Annotated in this window: 22 protein-coding genes; 18 read left to right on the top strand and 4 right to left on the bottom strand. The window is 65.4% G+C overall.

Annotated elements, in window-relative coordinates:
• Positions 1-4: 4 nt before the first annotated feature.
• Positions 5-1,225 (bottom strand): NADP-dependent isocitrate dehydrogenase, encoded by a 1,221-nt coding sequence (locus tag AC0KVN_RS13080; protein ID WP_004211167.1) that lies wholly within the window; start codon positions 1,223-1,225, stop codon positions 5-7.
• Positions 1,226-1,428: 203 nt separating this feature from the next.
• Here AC0KVN_RS13080 and AC0KVN_RS13075 point away from each other — a divergent pair, with 203 nt between their 5' ends.
• Positions 1,429-2,163 carry a phosphatidylserine decarboxylase gene (locus AC0KVN_RS13075; RefSeq protein WP_029547694.1) on the top strand — a complete coding sequence of 245 codons (735 nt, stop codon included), beginning with the start codon at positions 1,429-1,431 and terminating at the stop codon, positions 2,161-2,163.
• Between the two features lie 50 nt (positions 2,164-2,213).
• Positions 2,214-2,927 (top strand): CDP-alcohol phosphatidyltransferase family protein, encoded by a 714-nt coding sequence (locus AC0KVN_RS13070; protein ID WP_048937892.1) that lies wholly within the window; start codon positions 2,214-2,216, stop codon positions 2,925-2,927.
• Between the two features lie 14 nt (positions 2,928-2,941).
• On the opposite strand, the gene AC0KVN_RS13065 is transcribed toward AC0KVN_RS13070, so the two are convergent.
• Positions 2,942-3,178: a hypothetical protein gene (locus tag AC0KVN_RS13065; RefSeq protein WP_214866142.1), complete on the bottom strand. Its 237-nt coding sequence runs from the start codon at positions 3,176-3,178 to the stop codon at positions 2,942-2,944.
• Between the two features lie 257 nt (positions 3,179-3,435).
• Between AC0KVN_RS13065 and rpsB the strand changes: the two genes are divergently transcribed.
• From rpsB to rpmE, 12 genes are all read left to right on the top strand, one after another.
• Positions 3,436-4,194 carry a 30S ribosomal protein S2 gene (gene rpsB / locus AC0KVN_RS13060; RefSeq protein WP_010337471.1) on the top strand — a complete coding sequence of 253 codons (759 nt, stop codon included), beginning with the start codon at positions 3,436-3,438 and terminating at the stop codon, positions 4,192-4,194.
• A gap of 105 nt (positions 4,195-4,299) precedes the next feature.
• Positions 4,300-5,226: a translation elongation factor Ts gene (tsf, locus tag AC0KVN_RS13055; RefSeq protein ID WP_010337470.1), complete on the top strand. Its 927-nt coding sequence runs from the start codon at positions 4,300-4,302 to the stop codon at positions 5,224-5,226.
• 226 nt (positions 5,227-5,452) lie between these two features.
• Complete coding sequence (gene pyrH, locus AC0KVN_RS13050) at positions 5,453-6,178, top strand: UMP kinase (RefSeq protein ID WP_004211175.1); 726 nt, start codon at positions 5,453-5,455, stop codon at positions 6,176-6,178.
• A gap of 2 nt (positions 6,179-6,180) precedes the next feature.
• Positions 6,181-6,738: a ribosome recycling factor gene (gene frr, locus AC0KVN_RS13045; RefSeq protein ID WP_004211176.1), complete on the top strand. Its 558-nt coding sequence runs from the start codon at positions 6,181-6,183 to the stop codon at positions 6,736-6,738.
• Between the two features lie 43 nt (positions 6,739-6,781).
• The gene (locus AC0KVN_RS13040; RefSeq protein WP_435567350.1) at positions 6,782-7,522 is read left to right on the top strand and encodes an isoprenyl transferase; all 741 of its coding nucleotides are present in this window, start codon (positions 6,782-6,784) and stop codon (positions 7,520-7,522) included.
• Between the two features lie 5 nt (positions 7,523-7,527).
• Positions 7,528-8,304, top strand: a complete 777-nt coding sequence (locus tag AC0KVN_RS13035; RefSeq protein WP_435567351.1) for a phosphatidate cytidylyltransferase — start codon at positions 7,528-7,530, stop codon at positions 8,302-8,304.
• On the top strand, positions 8,304-9,461 hold the full coding sequence (locus AC0KVN_RS13030; RefSeq protein WP_435567352.1) for a 1-deoxy-D-xylulose-5-phosphate reductoisomerase: 1,158 nt from the start codon (positions 8,304-8,306) through the stop codon (positions 9,459-9,461). Before AC0KVN_RS13035 ends, AC0KVN_RS13030 begins: the two co-directional genes overlap by 1 nt.
• Positions 9,458-10,591, top strand: a complete 1,134-nt coding sequence (gene rseP, locus AC0KVN_RS13025) for an RIP metalloprotease RseP (RefSeq protein ID WP_017499846.1) — start codon at positions 9,458-9,460, stop codon at positions 10,589-10,591. The genes AC0KVN_RS13030 and rseP overlap by 4 nt, the downstream gene beginning before the upstream one ends.
• Before the next feature lie 88 nt (positions 10,592-10,679).
• A complete protein-coding gene (bamA, locus tag AC0KVN_RS13020) occupies positions 10,680-13,316 on the top strand; it encodes an outer membrane protein assembly factor BamA (protein ID WP_435567353.1) in 2,637 nt (878 codons plus the stop codon).
• The gene (locus tag AC0KVN_RS13015; protein ID WP_004211184.1) at positions 13,316-13,984 is read left to right on the top strand and encodes an OmpH family outer membrane protein; all 669 of its coding nucleotides are present in this window, start codon (positions 13,316-13,318) and stop codon (positions 13,982-13,984) included. Before bamA ends, AC0KVN_RS13015 begins: the two co-directional genes overlap by 1 nt.
• 4 nt (positions 13,985-13,988) lie before the next feature.
• Positions 13,989-14,468, top strand: coding sequence for a 3-hydroxyacyl-ACP dehydratase FabZ (fabZ, locus tag AC0KVN_RS13010; RefSeq protein ID WP_037518190.1), 480 nt, complete (start codon positions 13,989-13,991; stop codon positions 14,466-14,468).
• Between the two features lie 213 nt (positions 14,469-14,681).
• Positions 14,682-14,906, top strand: a complete 225-nt coding sequence (rpmE, locus tag AC0KVN_RS13005) for a 50S ribosomal protein L31 (RefSeq protein WP_004211187.1) — start codon at positions 14,682-14,684, stop codon at positions 14,904-14,906.
• 377 nt (positions 14,907-15,283) lie between these two features.
• Here rpmE and aroB read toward each other — a convergent pair whose 3' ends face one another.
• Positions 15,284-16,393 carry a 3-dehydroquinate synthase gene (gene aroB, locus AC0KVN_RS13000; protein ID WP_435567354.1) on the bottom strand — a complete coding sequence of 370 codons (1,110 nt, stop codon included), beginning with the start codon at positions 16,391-16,393 and terminating at the stop codon, positions 15,284-15,286.
• A complete protein-coding gene (locus AC0KVN_RS12995; protein WP_048937845.1) occupies positions 16,384-16,932 on the bottom strand; it encodes a shikimate kinase in 549 nt (182 codons plus the stop codon). Before AC0KVN_RS12995 ends, aroB begins: the two co-directional genes overlap by 10 nt.
• Before the next feature lie 94 nt (positions 16,933-17,026).
• On the opposite strand from AC0KVN_RS12995, the gene AC0KVN_RS12990 reads away from it, so the two are divergent.
• Genes AC0KVN_RS12990 through AC0KVN_RS12975 form a run of 4 tightly spaced genes read left to right on the top strand, consistent with a single transcriptional unit; the run spans position 17,027 to position 20,947 of the window.
• Positions 17,027-17,212 (top strand): hypothetical protein, encoded by a 186-nt coding sequence (locus tag AC0KVN_RS12990; RefSeq protein ID WP_004211192.1) that lies wholly within the window; start codon positions 17,027-17,029, stop codon positions 17,210-17,212.
• 5 nt (positions 17,213-17,217) lie between these two features.
• Positions 17,218-19,047 carry a hypothetical protein gene (locus AC0KVN_RS12985; RefSeq protein WP_435567355.1) on the top strand — a complete coding sequence of 610 codons (1,830 nt, stop codon included), beginning with the start codon at positions 17,218-17,220 and terminating at the stop codon, positions 19,045-19,047.
• 14 nt (positions 19,048-19,061) lie between these two features.
• Positions 19,062-19,991, top strand: coding sequence for a tyrosine recombinase (locus AC0KVN_RS12980; RefSeq protein WP_435567356.1), 930 nt, complete (start codon positions 19,062-19,064; stop codon positions 19,989-19,991).
• A gap of 11 nt (positions 19,992-20,002) precedes the next feature.
• Entirely contained in the window at positions 20,003-20,947 is a 945-nt protein-coding gene (locus AC0KVN_RS12975; RefSeq protein WP_004211198.1) for an acetyl-CoA carboxylase carboxyltransferase subunit alpha, read from the top strand.
• The last annotated feature ends 71 nt before the right edge of the window (positions 20,948-21,018 follow it).

The following is a 21,018-nucleotide window of genomic DNA, read 5'->3' as shown; positions in this document are numbered from 1 at the left end:
TTTATCAGGCCCACTTGGCCATTTCGGCTTCCAGATTGACGCGGATCGCCTCGAAGAACTGCTCCGTGGTCATCCAGGCCTGATCCGGGCCGATCAGCAGGGCCAGATCCTTGGTCATCGCGCCGCCTTCGACGGTCTTGATGCAGACCTGCTCCAGCGTCTCGGCGAACTTCACGACGTCCGGCGTGTCGTCGAACTTGCCGCGGAACGACAGGCCCTGGGTCCAGGCGAAGATCGAGGCGATCGGGTTGGTCGAGGTCGCCTTGCCCTGCTGGTGCTGGCGATAGTGGCGGGTGACGGTGCCGTGCGCGGCTTCGGCTTCCACAGTCTTGCCGTCGGGCGACAGCAGGACCGAGGTCATCAGGCCGAGCGAGCCGAAGCCCTGGGCCACGGTGTCCGACTGGACGTCGCCGTCATAATTCTTGCAGGCCCAGACGAACTTGCCGCTCCACTTCAGCGCCGAAGCGACCATGTCGTCGATCAGGCGATGTTCGTAGACGATGCCGGCCGCCTTGAACTTGTCGGCGAATTCGGCGTCGAACACTTCCTGGAACAGATCCTTGAAGCGGCCGTCATAGGCCTTGAGGATGGTGTTCTTGGTCGACAGATAGACGGGCCAGCCGCGGTTCAGGCCATAGTTGAAGCTGGCCTTGGCGAAATCGCGGATCGATTCGTCGAGATTGTACATGCCCATGGCAACGCCAGCGCTGGGGAATTCGAACACTTCATATTCGAGTTCCTCGCCATTGGTGCCGACCCACTTCATGGTCAGCGTGCCGGCGCCGGGCACCTTGAAATCGGTCGCCTTATACTGGTCACCAAAGGCGTGACGGCCGACGACGATCGGGTCGGTCCAGCCCGGAACCAGGCGGGGGACATTCTTGATGACGATCGGTTCGCGGAACACGACGCCGCCCAGGATGTTGCGGATCGTGCCGTTGGGCGACTTCCACATCTTCTTGAGGCCGAATTCCTCGACGCGCGCTTCGTCCGGGGTGATGGTGGCGCACTTCACGCCGACGCCATATTCCTTGATCGCGTTGGCCGCGTCGATCGTGATCTGGTCGCTGGTCTCGTCGCGCTTCTCGACCGACAGGTCATAATATTTCAGGTCGACGTCGAGATAGGGGAGAATGAGGCGCTCACGGATCCATTCCCAGATGATGCGGGTCATTTCGTCGCCGTCGATTTCCACGACGGGGTTTTTCACCTTGATCTTCGCCATAGCGCCTATTCGCCTTCTTCTCTTGGGTGGAATTATGGGGACGCCCTACGGCCTGCGCCGCCAATGTTCAACCGTCCAGCGCCGGATTTCCGGCCGATCATGCGATGCATGCGCAAGACTGTTGTGCGATGCGCGTTCATGCCGGGAGCCAAGGACGGGGATCGTCGTTGTCAGGATCAATGTCTCCCCCTAAAGACATGCCCATGGAAAATGACGAGATCACGATTGCCGCAGGCGGCAATGTCAAATGGCGCTTCCCCTCGGTCCATCCCGAAGGGGTGAAGTTCGGCGCGATCGCGGCTGCGATCACCGGCCTGTTCTTCGTGATGGGCTGGGAAATCATCGGCTGGCTGATGCTGATGGTCACCATCTGGGTGCTGGCCTTCTTCCGCGATCCGATCCGCGCCGTGCCGCAGGATGAAGGCGCGATCATCGCCCCGGCGGATGGCCTGGTGACGCTGATCCAGCGCGTGCCGCCGCCGCGCGAGATGGCCGGCCCTGATGGCCTGGGCGATCAGCCGCTGATCCGCGTGTCGATCTTCATGAGCGTGTTCGACGTCCATATCAACCGTACCCCGATCGGCGGCACGGTGAAGGCCGTCACCTATATTTCCGGCAAGTTCCTCAACGCCGATCTCGACAAGGCGAGCGAGGATAATGAGCGTCAGCATATCCTGGTCGAGCGTCATGACGGCTTGCGCGTCGGCTTCACCCAGATTGCCGGCCTTGTCGCGCGCCGCATCGTGCCCTTCGTCAAGCCGGGCGACATGGTCGCCGCCGGCCAGCGCATCGGCCTCATCCGCTTTGGCAGCCGCGTCGACGTCTATCTGCCCGCCGGCACCGCGCCGCGCGTGATCCTGGGCCAGCGCACCGTTGCGGGCGAGACGATCCTGGGCCAGATCGGCGATCGCCGCGTGATTGCGGGCATCCAGCAGTGAGGCGGCGTCGCGCCGTTCCGCGCGGGCTGCGGCGCGGCATCACGCTGCGTATGCTGGCGCCCAATGCGGTGACGGCGATGGCGCTGTGCTTCGGCCTCACCGGCGTGCGCTACGGCATTTCGGGCGAGTGGGAGCGGGCGGTATTGTCCATCCTGTTCGCCGGCGTGCTCGACGGACTGGACGGCCGGATCGCCCGGATGCTGCGGGGCGAGAGCCGTTTTGGCGCCGAACTGGATTCGCTTTCCGATTCGATTGCCTTTGGCGTCGCGCCGGCGCTGATCCTCTATCTTTGGTCGCTGCATGCCATGCCGAAATTCGGCTGGATCTTCGCGCTTGCCCATGCCCTGTCCTGCGCGCTGCGTCTGGCGCGGTTCAACGCCAATATCGATGTCGAGGAACAGCCGCACAAATCGGCCGGCTTTTTGACCGGCGTGCCGGCCCCGGCCGGCGCTGGCCTCACCTTCGTGCCGCTCTATCTGTGGCTGGTGACGGGCGAAGAGATTTTCCGCGCCTGGTATGTGGTCGCGCCCTGGACCGCGTTCGTGGCCTTCCTGATGATCTCCAGCATCGCCACCTATAGCTGGTCGGCGCTGCGGCTGCGCAAGCGCATCCGGCTGGAACTCATCGCCTTTGTCGGCCTGCTGGCGGCGGCGCTGGCGACCCAGCCCTGGTTCACTCTGCTGCTGATCTGCGGCGTCTATGTGCTGCTGATCCCGTTCGGCATCCTGTCCTACGCCAAGGTGCGCAAGCAGCCTGTTGGCTGAGCCGGAAGTCCTGTTCAGGCAGCGAGGGCGCTGCCGGGCAGGGCGGGGGCGGACAGGGTAGTGGTGCGGCCCGGCTGGCGAACGCGGTTCCGCGTGATGCGGATATGATAGACGGGCGGGTTCTGGGGAATCGGCTCGAACAGCAAAGCTGCCGCCATCTTCTGATGATAGAGCGCAAACATCCAGGCAATGGTGCCGACCGCCAGCAGGAAGGCGGCGGAGAAAATGGTCGCTGCAACAATGGTGAACATGGCCGCTGACTTTCTATCTTGCCATTTGCACAGTTAGGCTCACTATGTCGGTGCAAACGGGCGTTTAGACTGTTTGTTCCATTTGTTCACTTTATGTTCTCATATTGAGAGCGAGTCAACCCCTTGCGCAACGGGGTTTTGGGCGTTAAAGGCGCGCCCATTCCACATGGGAATCGACATATCCGGTGCCGGACGGGTCTTTGAGACCATCCAAGGTTCCTGATTCCCAGAGGTAGCAACCGGAAGGAGAAATGATTATGGCGACCCCCGTCGTCACCATGCAGCAATTGATCGAGGCTGGCGCCCACTTCGGCCACCAGACCCACCGCTGGAACCCGCGGATGAAGCCGTACATCTTCGGCGACCGCAACGGCATCCACATCCTTGACCTGTCGCAGACCGTGCCGCTCTTCGCGCGCGCCCTCGACTTCGTGTCGGCCACCGTCGCCGGCGGCGGCAAGGTTCTGTTCGTCGGCACCAAGCGCCAGGCCCAGGATCCGATCGCCGAAGCCGCCCGCAAGTCGGGCCAGCACTTCGTCAACCACCGCTGGCTGGGCGGCATGCTCACCAACTGGAAGACCATCTCGGGCTCGATCAAGCGCCTGAAGACCCTCGAAGAGAAGCTGTCGGGCGATACCCACGGCTTCACCAAGAAGGAAGTCCTCCAGATGACCCGCGAGCGCGAGAAGCTGGAACTGTCGCTGGGCGGCATCCGCGACATGAACGGCATCCCCGATGTCATGTTCGTGATCGACGCCAACAAGGAAGAGCTGGCGATCAAGGAAGCCAACACCCTGGGTATCCCGGTTGTCGCGATCCTCGACTCGAACGTCTCGCCCGACGGCATCGCCTTCCCGGTTCCGGCGAACGATGACGCCAGCCGCGCCATCCGCCTCTACTGCGACGCCGTTGCCGCCGCCGCCACCAAGGGCAACCGTGGTGCGCAGCAGGCTTCGGGCATCGACCTGGGCGCTCTGGACGAGCCCGAGGCCGAAGAGGTCGTCGCGCAGGCCTGATCCGCGGTCTTCGAACTGCAAGAATGACAGGCTAGGGCGCGGTCCATTACGGAACGCGCCCTAGTGCTTATCTGATTAAACCCCTTTTGATTTAGGAGCCTCAACATGGCCGAGATTACCGCTGCCGCCGTCAAGGAACTGCGCGACCGTTCGGGCGCGGGCATGATGGATTGCAAGAAGGCCCTCACCGAAGCCAATGGCGACATCGAAGCGGCGACCGACTGGCTGCGCGCCAAGGGTCTGGCTGCTGCCCAGAAGAAGTCGAGCCGCACCGCCGCTGAAGGCCTGGTCGGCGTTGCCGTCGCCGGCACCAAGGGTGTTGCCGTCGAAGTGAACAGCGAAACCGACTTCGTTGCCAAGAACGACCAGTTCCAGGACTTCGTTCGCACCGTGTCGACCGTTGCGCTGGAATCGGGCGCGGCTGACGCCGAGGCCCTGTCGGCCCAGCCGCACCCCGCCGGCGGCACCATCGCCGAAAAGCTGGTCGCCAACATCGCCACCATCGGCGAAAACCAGAATCTGCGTCGCGTCGCCCATGTCGAAGTGACCGAAGGCGTTGTCGTGCCCTACGTGCACAACGCTGCTGCGCCGGGTCTCGGCAAGATCGGCGTGCTCGTCGCGCTCGAAGGCGATGCCCCCGCCGACGTTCTGGAGCCGCTGGGCAAGCAGCTGGCCATGCACATCGCCGCTGCCTTCCCGCTGGCCCTGTCGGCCGACGACATCGATCCGGCCCTGCTGGAGCGTGAGCGCGCGATCGCCGCTGAAAAGGCTGCCGAATCGGGCAAGCCCGCCGAAATCGTCGCCAAGATGGTCGACGGTGCGGTCGCCAAGTTCGCCAAGGAGCAGGCTCTGCTCTCGCAGCTGTTCGTGATGGACAACAAGACCCCGATCGCCGACGTCGTGGCCAAGGCGGCCAAGGATGCCGGCAAGTCGATCTCGCTCAAATCCTATGTCCGCTTCCAGCTGGGCGAAGGCATCGAGAAGGAAGTCAGCGACTTCGCCGCCGAAGTGGCTGCTGCCGCCGGCGCCTGATCGCCGATCGAGCGACAAGCAAAGGGAAGGGGCGTCCTGCGGGGCGCCCTTTTTCTATGAGAGCGTGGTGCGTTCGGCGGTCGGCGCCGGTCGGGCCGGGCGCCATCGGTGCCGCTTTCTCCATGAAGAGGCTGGAGCGCACGACAAACGCCCCTTGGCATCGCGCTTTACCGCCTCTAATGTCCCGGCCGCTTCCCCTGCCAACCATCAAGGATTCTTGCCCCACATGACCCGGCCAGCCTTCAAACGCATCCTGCTGAAATTGTCGGGCGAGGTGCTGATGGGGTCCGGCCAGTTCGGCATCGATCCCGAGACCGTCGATCGCGTCGCTGGGGAAATCGCCGCCGCGAAGGATGCGGGCTTCGAACTGTGCGTGGTCGTCGGTGGCGGCAACATCTTCCGCGGCCTGGCCGGCGCGGCCAAGGGCTTTGACCGCACCAGCGCCGACTATATGGGCATGCTGGCGACCGTCATGAATGCGCTGGCGGTGCAGAATGCGCTGGAAAAGATCGGCTGCGACACCCGCGTTCAGTCGGCCATTCCGATGGCGTCGGTGTGCGAGCCCTATATCCGGCGCAAGGCTGTGCGCCACATGGAGAAGGGCCGGATCGTGATCTTCGCGGCGGGCACCGGCAATCCCTTCTTCACCACCGATACCACGGCGGCCCTGCGCGCGGCGGAAATGAACTGCGACGCGCTGTTCAAGGGCACCAGTGTCGATGGCATCTATGATGCCGATCCCAAGAAGGTGGCGGACGCCACCCGCTATGAGGCAATCAGCTTCGACCAGGTGCTGACCGACAATCTCAAGGTCATGGACGCCAGCGCGATCGCGCTGTGCCGTGAAAATCATATTCCCATCGTCGTCTTCAACATCCGCGAGGAAGGCAACCTGGCCAAGGTGCTGGCGGGTGAAGGCACCGCGACGATCGTGCAAAATCAGGAGCGCTAATAATGGCCCAGTATAACAAGTCCGACCTCGAACGCCGCATGGCCGGCGCAATCGAAGCGCTGAAGGGCGATCTCACCGGTCTGCGCACCGGCCGCGCCAATGTGCAGCTGCTCGATCCCGTCATGGTCACCGTCTATGGCGCCAACATGCCGCTGAACCAGGTCGCCACCGTGTCGGCGCCCGAGCCGCGCATGCTGTCGGTCCAGGTGTGGGACAAGGCCAATGTCGGCCCCTGCGACAAGGCGATCCGCTCGGCGGGCCTGGGGCTCAACCCGATCGTCGACGGCCAGACGCTGCGCCTGCCGATCCCGGACCTCACCGAGGAACGCCGCAAGGAACTGGCCAAGCTCGCCAGCAAATATGCCGAAGGCGCGCGCGTCGCCGTCCGCAACGTCCGTCGCGACGGTATGGACAGCCTGAAGACCGACGAGAAGAAGGGCGAGATCAGCGAAGACGAGCGCAAGCGTCTGGAAACCGAAGTCCAGAAGCTGACCGACGCCACCATCGTGGATATCGACGCGGCCGCTTCGGCCAAGGAAAAGGAAATCCTCGGCCAGTAAGCCGGGGCTTTTCTTTCGCGGCCAAAGCACGCATTCCTATCTGATGGCCACACAAGCCAAGCCCGATCTTACCAGCGCTGCGCCTGCCCATGGTGCGCGTCATGTCGCCATCATCATGGACGGCAATGGCCGCTGGGCGAAGAAGCGGCTGTTGCCGCGCATCGCCGGCCATCGCGCCGGGGTGGAGGCGGTACGTCGCGTCGCCCGCGCGGCGCAGGATATGGGCCTTGAATGCCTTACGCTCTACGCCTTCTCCTCGGAGAACTGGAAGCGTCCGGCGACCGAGGTGTCCGACCTGATGGGGCTGCTGCGCCATTTCATCCAGTCGGATATCGACGAGTTCCATGCCAATGGCGTGCGGCTGCGGGTGATCGGCAACTACAAGGCGCTGGAGCCTGGCCTGGTCGACCTGATCGAAGGCGCGATGGCGCGCACCGCCGCCAACACTGGCCCGGTGATCGCGATCGCGCTCAACTATGGCGCGCAGGACGAGATGGTGCGCGCGGCGCAGCGTCTGGCGCAGCGGGTGGCAAGCGGTGAATTGTCGGCCGAGAATATCGGCATCGAGGCGATCGATGCCGAACTCTACACCGCCGACCTGCCGCCGCTCGACCTGCTGATCCGCACCTCGGGCGAACAGCGGCTCAGCAATTTCATGCTGTGGCAGGCGGCTTATGCCGAACTCTATTTTACCGATATGCTCTGGCCCGATTTCGATGGCCGGGCATTGGCGCAGGCGCTCGACGCCTTCCGCATGAGGGACCGCCGTTTCGGCGGACTGTGAGTAACATGTCGAGTGAATTGCGGACCCGCACGATCGTTGGCCTTGGCCTGATCGCCATGGCTGTGGGCGCGCTGGTCTTTGGTGGCTTCGTCTTCTGGATGCTGCTGTCGATCGCCGGTGTGCTGATGATGGGCGAATGGGGCATGCTGACCGGCGCCTCGTCCGATCAGCGCAAGATGGCGATGTATGCCGTCTCGGTGCCGCTGGCGATCCTCTGCCCAGTGGCGGCGGGCGTGTCCTGGCTCGGTTTCGGCCTGATGATGGCATCCTTCTTCTTCGTGCTGATCACCGGCCGCGCGATCAAGATGGCGTTCGGCATTCTCTATATCTGCCTGCCGGTGATGGCGCTGCTGTTCCTGCGCGGGCAGGCGCCCGACAGCCATGGCCTGCTGCTCGCCTTCTGGGCGCTGGGCCTGGTTTGGGCGACCGATATCGGCGCCTATTTTGCCGGTCGCTCGATCGGCGGGCCCAAGCTGGCGCCACGGGTCAGCCCGTCCAAGACCTGGTCGGGGCTGGGTGGCGGCGTGCTCGCGGCCCTGCTCACCGGCTTCCTTCTCTATCGTTTTGCCGACCTGCCGATCCAGCTGGCGGCGGCGAGCGGCCTGCTCGCCGTGGCGGCACAGCTTGGCGATCTGCTCGAAAGCGCGATGAAGCGCCGCGCCGGCGTCAAGGACAGCAGCAACCTGTTGCCCGGCCATGGCGGGGTGATGGACCGGCTCGACGGCGTGGTGGCGGCGGCGCCGCTCGCCGCCTTGCTCTATCTGGTCCTGGCGGGCGCCTGATGCGCAGCGTTTCCGTCTTCGGCGCCACCGGATCGGTCGGCATGTCGACGCTGGACCTGATCCAGCGCGAGCCCGATGCCTATGCGGTCATTGCCCTGACCGCCAACCGCGATGTCGCCGGCCTTGCCGCCGCCGCGCGCGCGGTCGGTGCGCAGATCGCCGTGGTCGCGGACGAAGCCCAATATGGCGCGCTCAAGGACGCGCTCGCCGGATCGGGTGTCGAGGCGGCGGCGGGCGAGGGCGCGCTGGTCGATGCCGCGGCGGCGGGTGCCGACTGGACCATGGCCGCGATCGTCGGCTGCGCGGGCCTCAAGCCCACCATCGCCGCGCTGCAGGCCGGCGGCACGGTGGCGCTGGCCAACAAGGAGTCGCTGGTGTCGGCCGGCGCGCTGATGATGCAGGCGGCGACCGCATCGGGCGCGACGCTGCTGCCGGTGGACAGCGAGCATAATGCGATCTTCCAGTGCCTGGCGGGCAGCAGCCTGGACGATGTCGCCCGCATCATCCTGACCGCGAGCGGCGGACCGTTTCGCACCCTGGGCTATGAGGATATGCGCGCCATCACCCCGGCGCAGGCGGTGGCCCATCCCAACTGGTCGATGGGCGCGAAGATCAGCGTCGACAGCGCGACGATGATGAACAAGGGGCTGGAACTGATCGAGGCGGCCCATCTCTTCCCGGTCGGGCTCGACCGGATCGAGATATTGGTCCACCCGCAATCGGTCATCCATTCGATGGTCGAATATCGCGACCGGTCCACTTTGGCACAGCTCGGCTCGCCCGACATGCGCATCCCGATCGCCCATGCGCTGGCCTGGCCGGCGCGGATTGCCACGCCCTGCCAGCCGCTCGACCTGGCCCGGATCGGCCGTCTGGATTTCGAGGCGCCCGACGACCGGCGTTTTCCCGCGCTTCGCTTGGCGCGCGCGGCGGCGCAGGCGGGCGACGCATCGGCCGCCATCCTCAACGCCGCCAACGAGGTCGCCGTGGCGGCCTTTCTGGCCGGCCGCATCGGCTTCCTTGATATCGCCATGATTGTGGAGGATGTTCTCAATCGCTATAGCGCGCCGATGCCTGCCTGCATGGACGATGTCCTGCACGCCGATGCAACGGCACGGGTTATGGCGGGTGATGTGATGGAAAGATTGACGGTTTGATCCACAATCCCGGTTTCCTGTTGACCATCTTGGCTTTCGTGGCGGTCATCGGGCCGCTCGTCTTCGTGCATGAACTGGGTCATTATCTGGTCGGACGCTGGTGCGGGGTGAAGGCGGAGGCCTTTTCGATCGGCTTCGGCCCGGAAATCGCCGCCTGGGTGGACAGGCGCGGCACGCGCTGGCGGCTCGCGGCGCTGCCGCTGGGCGGCTATGTCCGCTTCAAGGGCGACATGAACGCGGCCAGCCAGACCGATCCCAAATGGCTGGAAATGTCGGCGCAGGATCGTGCCGAAAGCTTCCCGGCCAAGCCGCTGTGGCAGCGCGCGGCGATCGTCGCCGCCGGCCCGGCGATCAATTTCCTCTTCGCCATCCTGATCCTCGCTGCCTTCGCTTTCCTGCATGGCGAAAGCCGGACCCCGGCGGTCGCCGGCATGGTCCAGCCGGGCAGCGCCGCTGCCATGGCCGGTATCCAGCCCGGCGATCGCATCGTCTCGCTCAATGGCCGGGCGATGAGCACCTTCGACGACATCCGCCTTTATGCCCAGATCCGTCCCGGCGAGCCGGTGACGATCCTGCTCGACCGCAAGGGGCAGGTGATCGAGAAGCAGGGTCATGTCGGCGCGGTCAGCGAAGATGACGGCTTTGGCAACAAATTCCGCATCGGGCGGCTGGGCATCGCGCCGGGCGAACCGGTGATCGAACCGGTCAGCCTGCTGCGCGCGCCCGTGGTGGCGATCGAGCGCACCGGCCAGATCATCCGCACCATGGTGGAGACGCTGGGCCAGGTGATCGGCGGCGACCGTTCGGTCAAGGAACTGGGCGGGCCGCTCAAGATCGCGCAGGTATCGGGGCAGGCGGCGACGCTGGGGCTGGAGAGCTTCATCTTCTTCATCGCCCTGATCTCGATTAATTTGGGGTTCATCAACCTCTTGCCAATTCCCATGCTGGATGGCGGTCATCTGCTTTTCTATGGGGTGGAGGCAGTGCAGCGGCGGCCGGTGAGCCCGCAGGTGCAGGATTGGGCCTATCGGTCGGGTCTGGCGCTGCTGATGACGGTCATGTTGCTGGTGACCTTCAACGATTTGTCGTCTTTCGGATTGTGGGAGCGGCTGTCCGGCTTGATCGGCTGAGCCGCATCGGGCAGGGAAGGCGCGGTTCGGCGCCGTCTATTTCTGGCGAAACAGTTTTTTACTTTTTTGAGGTGAGCGGGTGACAGCGATGAACAGCAGCAAGGGCCAGCGTCCGATCATCGCGGCCCTGTTGGCCACGACGATGATTGCGGGCCTGTCGGCCGTGCCGGCGATGGCCCAGAATGCGGCCCCGGCAGCACCGGCGGCTGCGCCGATCGCGGCGTCCACGGCCAATACGCCCGAAGGCACGATCCGCAGCATCACCGTGACCGGCACCCAGCGTCTGGAGCAGGACACGGTCATGTCCTACACCAAGCTGCGCGTGGGCCAGGCCTTCAGCCAGGAATCGCTCGATCAGGCGCTGCGCGACCTGTATGAGACCGAACTCTTCGCCGACGTCCAGATCCGCAACGATGGCGGTGCGCTGACCGTCGAGGTGAAGGAAAACCCCGTCATCAACCGTATCGTCCTTGAAGGTAATAAGCGCCTGAAGGACGACAAGATCCGTCCCGAAATAAAACTGGCGCCGCGCCAGATCTATACCCGCTCCAAGGTCCGCGCCGACGTCGCCCGCATCGTCGAGCTGTATCGCCGCCAGGGCCGCTTTGCCGCGACGATCGAGCCCAAGATGGTCCAGCTGGACCAGAACCGCGTCGACATCGTGTTCGAAATCTCGGAAGGGCCCAAGTCCAAGGTCCGCCAGATCAACATCATCGGCAACGAGAAGTTCAAGGACGGCGAACTGCGCGGCCAGATGGTGACCAAGCAGTCGCGCTGGTTCCGCATCTTCTCGTCGGGCACCAGCTATGACCCGGATCGCCTGGCCTATGACCAGCAGAAGCTGCGCCAGTTCTACCTGACCGAAGGCTATGCCGATTTCCGCGTGATCTCGGCCGTCGCGGAACTGACGCCCGACAAGCAGGACTTCATCATCACTTATGTGGTCGAGGAAGGGGATCGCTACAAGTTCGGCGACGTGAAGGTCGAGAGCGACATTCGCGACCTGTCGGGCGATGCGCTGACCCGCCGCCTGCCGATGAAGAAGGGCGACTGGTACAACGCCAAGCAGGTCGAGGACACGGTCGATACGCTGAGCGAAACCGCCGGCCTGTTCGGCTATGCCTTCGCCCAGGTCGAACCCGACTTCAATCGGTCGAAGGACGACCTGACGATGGGGATCAATTTCCGCATCGCCAACGCCCCGCGCGTCTATGTCGAGCGCGTCGACATCAACGGCAATACGCTGACCCAGGACAAGGTCGTCCGCCGCGAGTTCCGCCTGGCCGAAGGCGACGCCTTCAACAGCTTCCTGGTCAAGCGCTCGAAGGACCGCATCAACTCGCTCGGCTTCTTCCAGGAGAAGCTGGACATCGAGCAGAAGCCCGGCTCCGCGCCCGACCGCATCGTGCTGGAAACCAACGTCCAGGAAAAGTCGACCGGCGAACTCTCGCTTTCGGCCGGCTATTCCTCGCTCGAACGCTTCATCATCTCGGCGTCGATCACCCAGCGCAACTTCCGCGGCAAGGGCCAGGAACTGCGCACCTCGGTCAATTATTCGGCTTATTCCAAGTCGGTCGAAGTGGGCTTCACCGAGCCCTATTTCATGGACAAGAATATCGCGCTGGGCGGCGACATCTATCGCCGCGACCTCAACAGCTTCCGTTATCTCAGCAATAACGATCGCGACACCACCTATGAACAGACCACGACCGGCTTCCAACTGCGTGCCGGCGTGCCGATCACCGAATATGTGTCGCTGGCGCTGCGCTACACGCTGAACTTCGACGACGTGACGCTGGACAAGGACACCTATTATACCGACGGCGTCTGCGACCCGCTGCTGGCCGGCCGCTATCTCTGCGATGCCATCGGCAAGCGCACGACCTCGTCGATCGGCTACTCGCTGATCTATGATACCCGCGACAACCGCATCCGTCCCACCCGTGGTCAGACCGTCACGCTCAGCCAGGACTTTGCCGGCCTGGGCGGCGATGTCCGCTACATCCGTACCCGCGGCAATGCTGCCAAATATTGGGGTCTGGGTGGCGGCTTCATCTTCTCGCTGACGGGCGAAGGCGGCTATATCCACAGCCTCCAGGGCACGCGCTATGACGCCACCGGCGCCGAAGTCGACCCGATCCGCCTGACCGACCGCTTCTTCCTGGGCGAACCGCAGATGCGCGGCTTCGACATTCGCGGCGTTGGTCCGCGCGTGAAGCGCTATTATCTGGTTTCGCAGACCAATGATGACGGTTCCACCAGCTATGTCCGCCAGACCGGCAACAATAATGTGTCGGATGACGCGCTGGGTGGCCGCGTCTATTATATGGCCCGCGCCGAAATGGAGATTCCGCTGGGTTCGGGTGCCCGTGAAATGGGCCTGCGTCCGTCGATCTTCGCGGATGTCGGCGCCGTTGCCGGCCTGAAGAATCCGGGCACCATCAACTTTGCGGGCTATTGCTCCGACTCCACCGGTTCGCTGAGCACCGTCCGTGCGACCGGCACGGCGGCCAGCCCGGTCTGCCCTGTTGGCTATGACACCAAGAGCGGCATGTTCGAGGAAGATTATCTGGGCGACACGCTGAAACCGCGTCTGTCCGTGGGCTTCGGTGTCAACTGGAACTCGCCCTTCGGGCCGTTCCGCATCGACATCGCCAAGGCCCTGCTCAAGGAACCAGGGGACGACAACAAACTCATCACCTTCAACGTAGGGACTCAATTCTGATGAAGACGTTTATCAAGGCTCTGGCGCTCGGTATCGCGCCTGTCACCGCCATCGCTCTGACCGCAGCGCCGGCCGCTGCCCAGTCGAAGCAGGGCATCGCCGTCGTCGATCTGCAGCGCGCGGTTGCCACCAGCGCGGCCTATTCGACCGCCCGCACCCAGATTCAGACCACCTACAAGGCGCAGATCGACAGCTTCACCGCGCGCAAGACCGCGATCGACACCGATCTCAAGACCAAGGGCGACGCCCTGCAGGCGGCGCTGAAGGCGGCCGGCGGCAAGCCGACCCCGGCGATCGAAACCCAGTATCAGCAGTTCCAGCAGTCGCAGCAGACCGCGCAGGCCGAACTGCAGCGCCTGGGTCAGCCGATCGCGCTCGCCAACGCCTATGTCGAGGAACAGATCACCGCGAAGCTGTCGGACGCGCTGAAGGCCGCCATGACCAAGGCGAAGGTCGATCTGGTCCTGTCGCCCGACGCGACCGTGTCCTATCAGCCGACCGTCGACATCACGGCCGCGGTCGTGACCGAACTCAACACGCTGGTGCCCAGCGTCGGCATCACCCCGCCCGCCGGCTGGCAGCCGGGCGGTCGTCAGGGCCAGGCTGCGGCCCCGGCCGCTGCCGCTCCGGCCCCCGCCAACCCGGCGCAGGCGCCCAAGTCGCGCTGATAAGATGACCGGAGAGGTTGATAACAAGGAAGCCCGTGGCCCGATGGATATCCGTCGGGTCATGGCTGCCCTGCCGCATCGCTACCCGATGCTGCTGGTTGACCGCGTGGCGTCGCTGGTGCCGAGCCAGTCGATCCACGCGATCAAGGCGGTGTCGATGAACGAGCCCTTCTTCCAGGGGCATTTCCCCGGCCGGCCGATCATGCCGGGCGTGCTGATCGTCGAGGCCATGGCCCAGGCGGCCGGCGTGCTGGTGGTCGATTCGCTGGGACTCGCGGATTCGGGCAAGCTCGTCTATTTCATGAGCATCGACGGCGCGAAGTTCCGCACTCCGGTGGAGCCGGGCTGCCTGCTCGACCTGCATGTCGAAGTGACGCAGATGCGCGGCGCGGTCTGCAAGTTCGCCGGCCGTGCGCTGATCGAGGGCAAGCTGGCGGCGGAAGCCAATTTCGTCGCGATGATCGCCGATCCGCCCAAGGACTGAGGGAGCGCGCGCGGCGTTAAACGGAACGCCGGTCGCCCGCTCGTTCTTTGTTACCGCATCGTTTTAAGCGAAAAACCGGTTCCCACTTTTTCGCACGATGCTTGGGCGCATCCTTTTCCTTGCTTTGGCGCGCCGAAAACGCTAACGGCGCGCCTTCGCATTTTATCGCATCCATAGCCGGTCGGAACCGGCACACACACGGAGCAAGACGCCATGAAGGCCGATACCCACCCCGATTACCACTTCATCACCGTCCAGATGACCGACGGCACCACCTTCCAGACCCGCTCGACCTGGGGCAAGGAAGGCGACACGATGGCGCTCGACATCGATCCCAAGTCGCACCCGGCCTGGACCGGCGGCAACCGCCAGCTGGACACCGGTGGCCAGGTTGCGCGCTTCAACAAGCGCTTTGGCGGCCTGACGCTGAAGAAGTAATCGGCCTTTCACAGGCACGATATCGAAAGGGCGCCCCACCGGGCGCCCTTTTTTTGTGCCTGGGCGCGATGCGCACGGCACAAAAAAAGGGCCTCCAGCTAAAAGCTGGAGGCCGAGGTTCAGGGGAGGATCAGCGGCGACAGAGGGGGATCTGCAAGGGGATGCCGCTGACAAGGACTGGTCTAGCCCGCAAATGCTGCGGGCGAATGTCCCGATTATTACCGAGGCCGATCGGTGCTGAAATGTCGGGACAAGCCAAGGCCGTCACCCCAGCGAAAGCTGGGGTCTGAGGCAATGAAGCGTGACAAGGCCACAGATCCCAGCCTTCGCTGGGATGACGAAATGAAAGGCCGACTGGCGCCCGCGCGCCGCCCTGGTCAGGCGCCGGCGCGGTCCGCGTCGAGGAATGCCGCCACATCGTCCAGCACCACATCCTTCGACAGGAAGGTCTGGCCGATGCCGCGCGCCAGCAGGAAGGGCAGGGTGCCCGCCGCCATCTTCTTGTCGTGCAGCATATGCGCCACCAGCGCCGCGCCGTCGGCCTTTACATGGGCGCTGGCCAGGTCATGGGGCAGGCCGATCGCCTTCAGATGCGCGGTCACCCGTTCCGCATCCTGCGCGCTGCACAGGCCAAGGCGCGCCGAGTAGCGGAAGGCGAGCGCCATGCCGGCGGCCACGCCCTCGCCATGGAGCAGCGTGTCGGAAAAGCCGGTATCGGCCTCCAGCGCATGGCCGAAGGTGTGGCCAAGGTTCAGCAGGGCGCGCCGGCCGGTCGTCTCGCGCTCGTCATCGGCGACGATCGCCGCCTTGGCGCGCACGCTGCGCTCGATCGCATAGGTGCGGGCTTCCGCGTCGCCGGCCAGCAGCCGGTCGGCATTGGCCTCGCACCAGGCGAAGAAGTCGGGATCGTCGATCAGGCCATATTTGACCACCTCGGCATAGCCGGCGCGGGTTTCGCGCAGCGGCAGGCTGTCGAGCACCGACGGGTCGATCAGCACCAGGCTGGGCTGGTAGAAGCTGCCGATCAGATTCTTGCCGGCGCGCGCGTTGATCGCGGTCTTGCCGCCGACCGAGCTGTCGACCTGCGCCAGCAGGGTGGTGGGCACCTGCACGAAATGGCAGCCGCGCTTCAGGATGGACGAGGCAAAGCCGACCAGGTCGCCGATCACGCCGCCGCCCAGCGCGATCACATGGTCGCCACGCTCGATCTCCAGCGCCAGCAGCGCGTCGAGCAGTTCCTCCAGATGGCGCCAGCTCTTGGTCTGTTCGCCCGCCGGCAGGATGATCGGTTCGATGACGATATTGGCGCGGCGCAGGCTGGCGTCGAGCCGGGGGAGTTGCGCCGCGGCGACATGGGTGTCGGTGACGACCACCAGCCGCCCGCCACGGGCATAGCGTGCCAGATGGTCGGCCGCACGGTCGAGCGCACCCTGTTCGATGACGATGTCATAGCTGCGTGCGCCCAGCGCGACGGGGACTAGTGCCATGCGGATAGCTGCTCCAGGATGCGGTCGACGGCGACCTCGTGCGGCGCGGCGATGCTCTTCACATGGATCGGCGCCAGCGCGTAGATGGGGTTGCGGACCGCCGCCAACTCGGTCAGCACGATGCGCGGGTCGCGATCCTTCAGCAGCGGGCGCCCTTCACGGCGCGACACGCGGTCGACCAGCACCTCGATATCGGCATCCAGCCAGATGGTGGTGGCATGGTCCAGGATCAGCGCGCGGGTCTCGTCCTGCATGAAGGCGCCGCCGCCGGTCGCGATCACCTTGGGCACGCCGTCCATCAGCCGGGCGATCACCCGGCGCTCGCCATCGCGGAAATGGGCCTCGCCATAGCGGGCGAATATCTCGCTCACGCTCATGCCCGCAGCCCGCTCAATCTCCTCATCGGCATCGACGAAGCTCAGGCCCAGGCGCGCGGCAAGGCGCCGGCCGACGGTGGATTTGCCCACGCCCATCATGCCGATCAGCACGATCGGGCCGCGCTTGGCGTTGCTCTCCGGGAATTTGCTGTTTCGCTGCATGGCGAGGGGGGCTATACAGCCAGCCGTCGCTGAGGCAAACGCAACTTTCCCCTGTCGTCCGGCAAACATCGCCGGGCCAGCCGCAGAAGAGACCATGAAGAATAATCGTTCCCTGAGCAGTTTCGAAGGCGGTTCGCGCCGTCGCACCCGTCTGCCGATCCTTCCGATCGCGGCGGTGTTGGTTCTTGTCCTGCTGATCGGCGTGCTCTGGTCGCGCGGTGGCGAACAGCCGCAACAGCCCGTCGAGAAGGTCATCCCGGCCGAGAAACTGGGTCAGTAAGCCGCATGAGCCGCCTGCGGGGGAATGCGAAATGGGCGCTGGGCAGCTTTGCGCTCGCCCTGGCACTGCCGGTCGTCGCGCAGCAGGCGCCCGAATCGCTGCTGCCGCCCGGCTTTGGTGATCCGGCCCCGGCGCCGACCCCCACGCCCGCGCAGCCGGCCCGTCCGGCATCGCCCGCACCGGTCGTCCCGACCGTGCCGGTCACGCCGTCGCCGTCTGGCGAAATCGTCCAGCCGCTCGACCTGTCGGTCGCGAATGCGGTGGACAATGCCGCCGAGGCGATGAGCGCGGACGAACTGGCCGCTGAAAAGGCCAAATATGACCTGCCGCAGAGCGCTCGTCGCTCGCTCGACCGCATCGGCCCGCTGACCCCGGCCACGCGCGGCATGGAGCCCGACGCCTTCGGCGCGGAATATGGCCCCTATCTCGCGATCCTGATGAAGCAGACCCATGCGCCGATCCTGTCGCGCTGGGCCTCCATCCTGCTGCGGCGCGCGCTGCTCAGCGCCACAAACACGCCGCGCGGCATCAATGGCGCCGACTGGGCGGCCGAGCGCGCCTGGCTGCTGCTGCGCATGGGCGAGGCGGACAGCGCCCGGCTGCTGGTGCAGAGCGTCGACCCCGACAAATATACGCCGCGTCTCTACGCGATCGCGATGCAGACCTATCTGGCGACCGCCGATCCGGCGGGCCTGTGTCCGCTGTCGGCGGGCGCGCTGCGCACCAGCAAGGAACCGGGCTGGGACATGACGCGGGCGATCTGCCCCGCGCTGTCGGGCGATCAGGGTTCGGCCAGCGCCGCACTCAACCAGGCCCAGCGCAAGGGCGTGGTGCGCGGCATCGATTATCGCCTCGCGGAAAAGATGGTCGGCGCCGGCTTCAACGCGCGTCGTTCAGTCAAGATCGAATGGGACGGCGTCGATGGCCTCACCGCCTGGCGCTATGGCCTGGCGACGGCGCTCAACGTGCCGATCCCCGACGACATGTTCGGTAGCGTCGGCCCCCATGTCCGTGCCTGGGAAGCCCGCGCGCCGGCACTGACCGCCGTGCGCCGCCTGCCGGGCAGCGAAGTCGCCGCACGGCTGGGCGTCTTCTCCAGCGAGGCGCTGGTCAATTTCTATGCCGAGCTGGGCAGCGAAGGCGATCTCGCGTCCGATCTGGCCGATCGCGTCGATGCGTTGCGCAATGCCTATTCCGGCCCGACTGCGGGTGCCCGCATCCAGGCGATGCAGACGCTGTGGCGGGACAATGGCGCGCCCGATTATGTGGGCCTGATCGCCACGGCCCGCGCCGCCGCCGCACTGCCCGTGTCGCAGGCCGATGCGCGCGATGCCGCCAATCTGGTGGCGGCGATGCTGACCGCCGGCTATGATCGCAATGCGGCCCGCTGGGCACAGGCGATCGGCCAGATCGATGGCGATGGCGCGCAGGATTTCTGGGCCTTGCTCGCGGTCGGTGCCCCCAGCACGGTGGTCGACAGCGGCAGCAGCCGCATCTCCAGCTATGTCGGCGATGCCGGCCCTGAGAAGGGACGGATGCTGATCGCCGCACTGGCGGGCCTGTCGCGTCTGTCGGCCAATGATGCGGCCGCGCTGGCGCAGGATAATGGCTTCACCCTGGCCGCCAACAGCCGCTGGGCGCGTGCAATCGCCGCCGCCGCGCAGCGGGGCGAGAAGGCGACCGTGGCGCTGCTCGCTGCCGTCGGCATGCAGGGTCGCGACTGGCATCGCCTGCCGCCCGGCCATCTCTATCATGTGGTGGCGGCGCTGCATCGCGTCGGGCTGGACCCGGAGGCGCGGATGATCGCGGCCGAGGCCCTGACCCGCCTGTCCTGACCCGGTCCGGGGCGATGGATGATGATGCCGTCCTGATCGATCGCTTCCTCGAAATGATGGCGGCGGAACGGGGTGCATCGCGCAACACGTTGCTCGCCTATCGCACCGATCTTCAGGGCGCGGGAGAGATTGTCGGCGGGCTTGCCGCCGCCAGCCAGGATGCGCTTGGCCGCCTCGCCGGCGAATGGGCGCCGCTCGCGGCCTCCACCGTGGCGCGCAAGGCGTCCGCGCTGCGCGCCTTCTACGCCTTTCTGGAGGAGGAAGGGCTGCGCGCCGACAATCCCGGCGCGGCATTGCCCCGGCCGGTCACACGCCGGCCGCTGCCCAAGATATTGTCGTCGCAGGAGGTCGATTCGCTCTTTGCCCTGATCGCGCAGCGGGTGGAGACGGCGCATCCCGCGCCGCTCGACCTGCGGCTCTCGGCGCTGATCGAACTTCTCTATGGCTCGGGTCTCCGCGCGACCGAACTGGTTTCGCTGCCGCGCAAGGCACTGGCGGTCGATCGCCCCTTCCTCATCATCAGGGGCAAGGGTGCGCGCGAACGGCTGGTGCCGATCTCCGACCGCGCCCGTGCCGCCGTCGCGACCTGGCTCACCCATGTGCCGGCGGACAGCCCCTGGCTTTTCCCCTCGGGCAAGAGCCATGTCAGCCGCATCCGCCTCTATCAGCTGGTGAAGCAACTGGCCGTGGCGGCCGGCATCGCGCCCGAACGGGTCAGCCCCCATGTGCTGCGCCATGCCTTTGCCACCCATTTGCTGGAGGGCGGGGCGGACCTGCGCGCGCTGCAATCGATGCTGGGCCATGCCGATATCGGCACGACGCAAATCTACACCCATGTCGACAGCCGCCGGCTGGTCGAACTGGTCAACAGCCGGCACCCGCTGGCCGGCATGCAAGCCAGGATCGCGCATCCCCGCGTTGACGGCGACGCGTCCGCGCCTTAACGCCATCCGCCATGGTAAGCTTTCTCGAATTTGAAAAGCCGGTCGCAGAGCTGGAAGCCCGCATCATCGAACTGCGCCAGACGGCCTCCGTCGGCGACATCGACATCAGTGGCGAGATCAACACGCTGGAACAGCGTGCCGACAAGATGCTGTCGGACATCTATGCCAAGCTGACGCCCTGGCAGAAGACGCAGGTGGCCCGCCACCCTGAACGCCCGCACTTCAAGGATTATGTCGCGGGCATGTTCGACAATTTCATGCCGCTGGCCGGCGACCGCGCCTTTGCCGACGATCAGGCGATCATCGGCGGCTTCGCGACGCTGGGCGAGCGCAAGGTCATGGTCATCGGCCATGAAAAGGGCGACGACACCGCCAGCCGCGTCCGCCACAATTTCGGCATGGCCAAGCCCGAAGGCTATCGCAAGGCGATCCGCCTGATGGAACTGGCTGATCGTTTCGGCCTGCCGGTCGTCACTTTGGTCGACACCTCGGGCGCCTTTCCCGGCGTCCAGGCCGAAGAACGCGGCCAGGCCGAAGCCATTGCCCGTTCGACCGAAGCCTGTCTGGCGCTTGGCGTCCCCATGGTCGCGGCCGTGGTGGGTGAGGGCGGCTCGGGCGGCGCGGTGGCGCTGGCCGCGGCCAATCGCGTGCTGATGTTCGAACATGCCGTCTATTCGGTGATCTCGCCCGAAGGCTGCGCCTCGATCCTGTGGCGCACCGCCGACAAGGCCAGCGATGCGGCGACCGCGATGCAGGTCACGGCGCAGCATTTGAAGGGCTTGGGCGTGATCGACCGTATCGTCGTAGAGCCAGTGGGCGGCGCCCATCGCGAGCCGGTGCAGGCGATCGCCAATCTGGGCGCAGCCATCGGCGAGGAACTGGACGCGCTGTCCGGCCTCGAACCGCAGGCACTGCGCACCGATCGTGCCGACAAGTTCCTCGCCATCGGTATCTGACGTCGATTTCCCGGAACAGCATCCTGTCCTCGCTCGTTACGGCACGGTAACAGGGGCAGGGTGTCAAGGAT

It is taken from the genome of Sphingobium sp. SG1, from assembly GCF_057063145.1.
The sequence above is the reverse complement of the archived record's forward strand: the minus strand, read 5'-3'. Positions and strand labels throughout refer to the sequence as shown.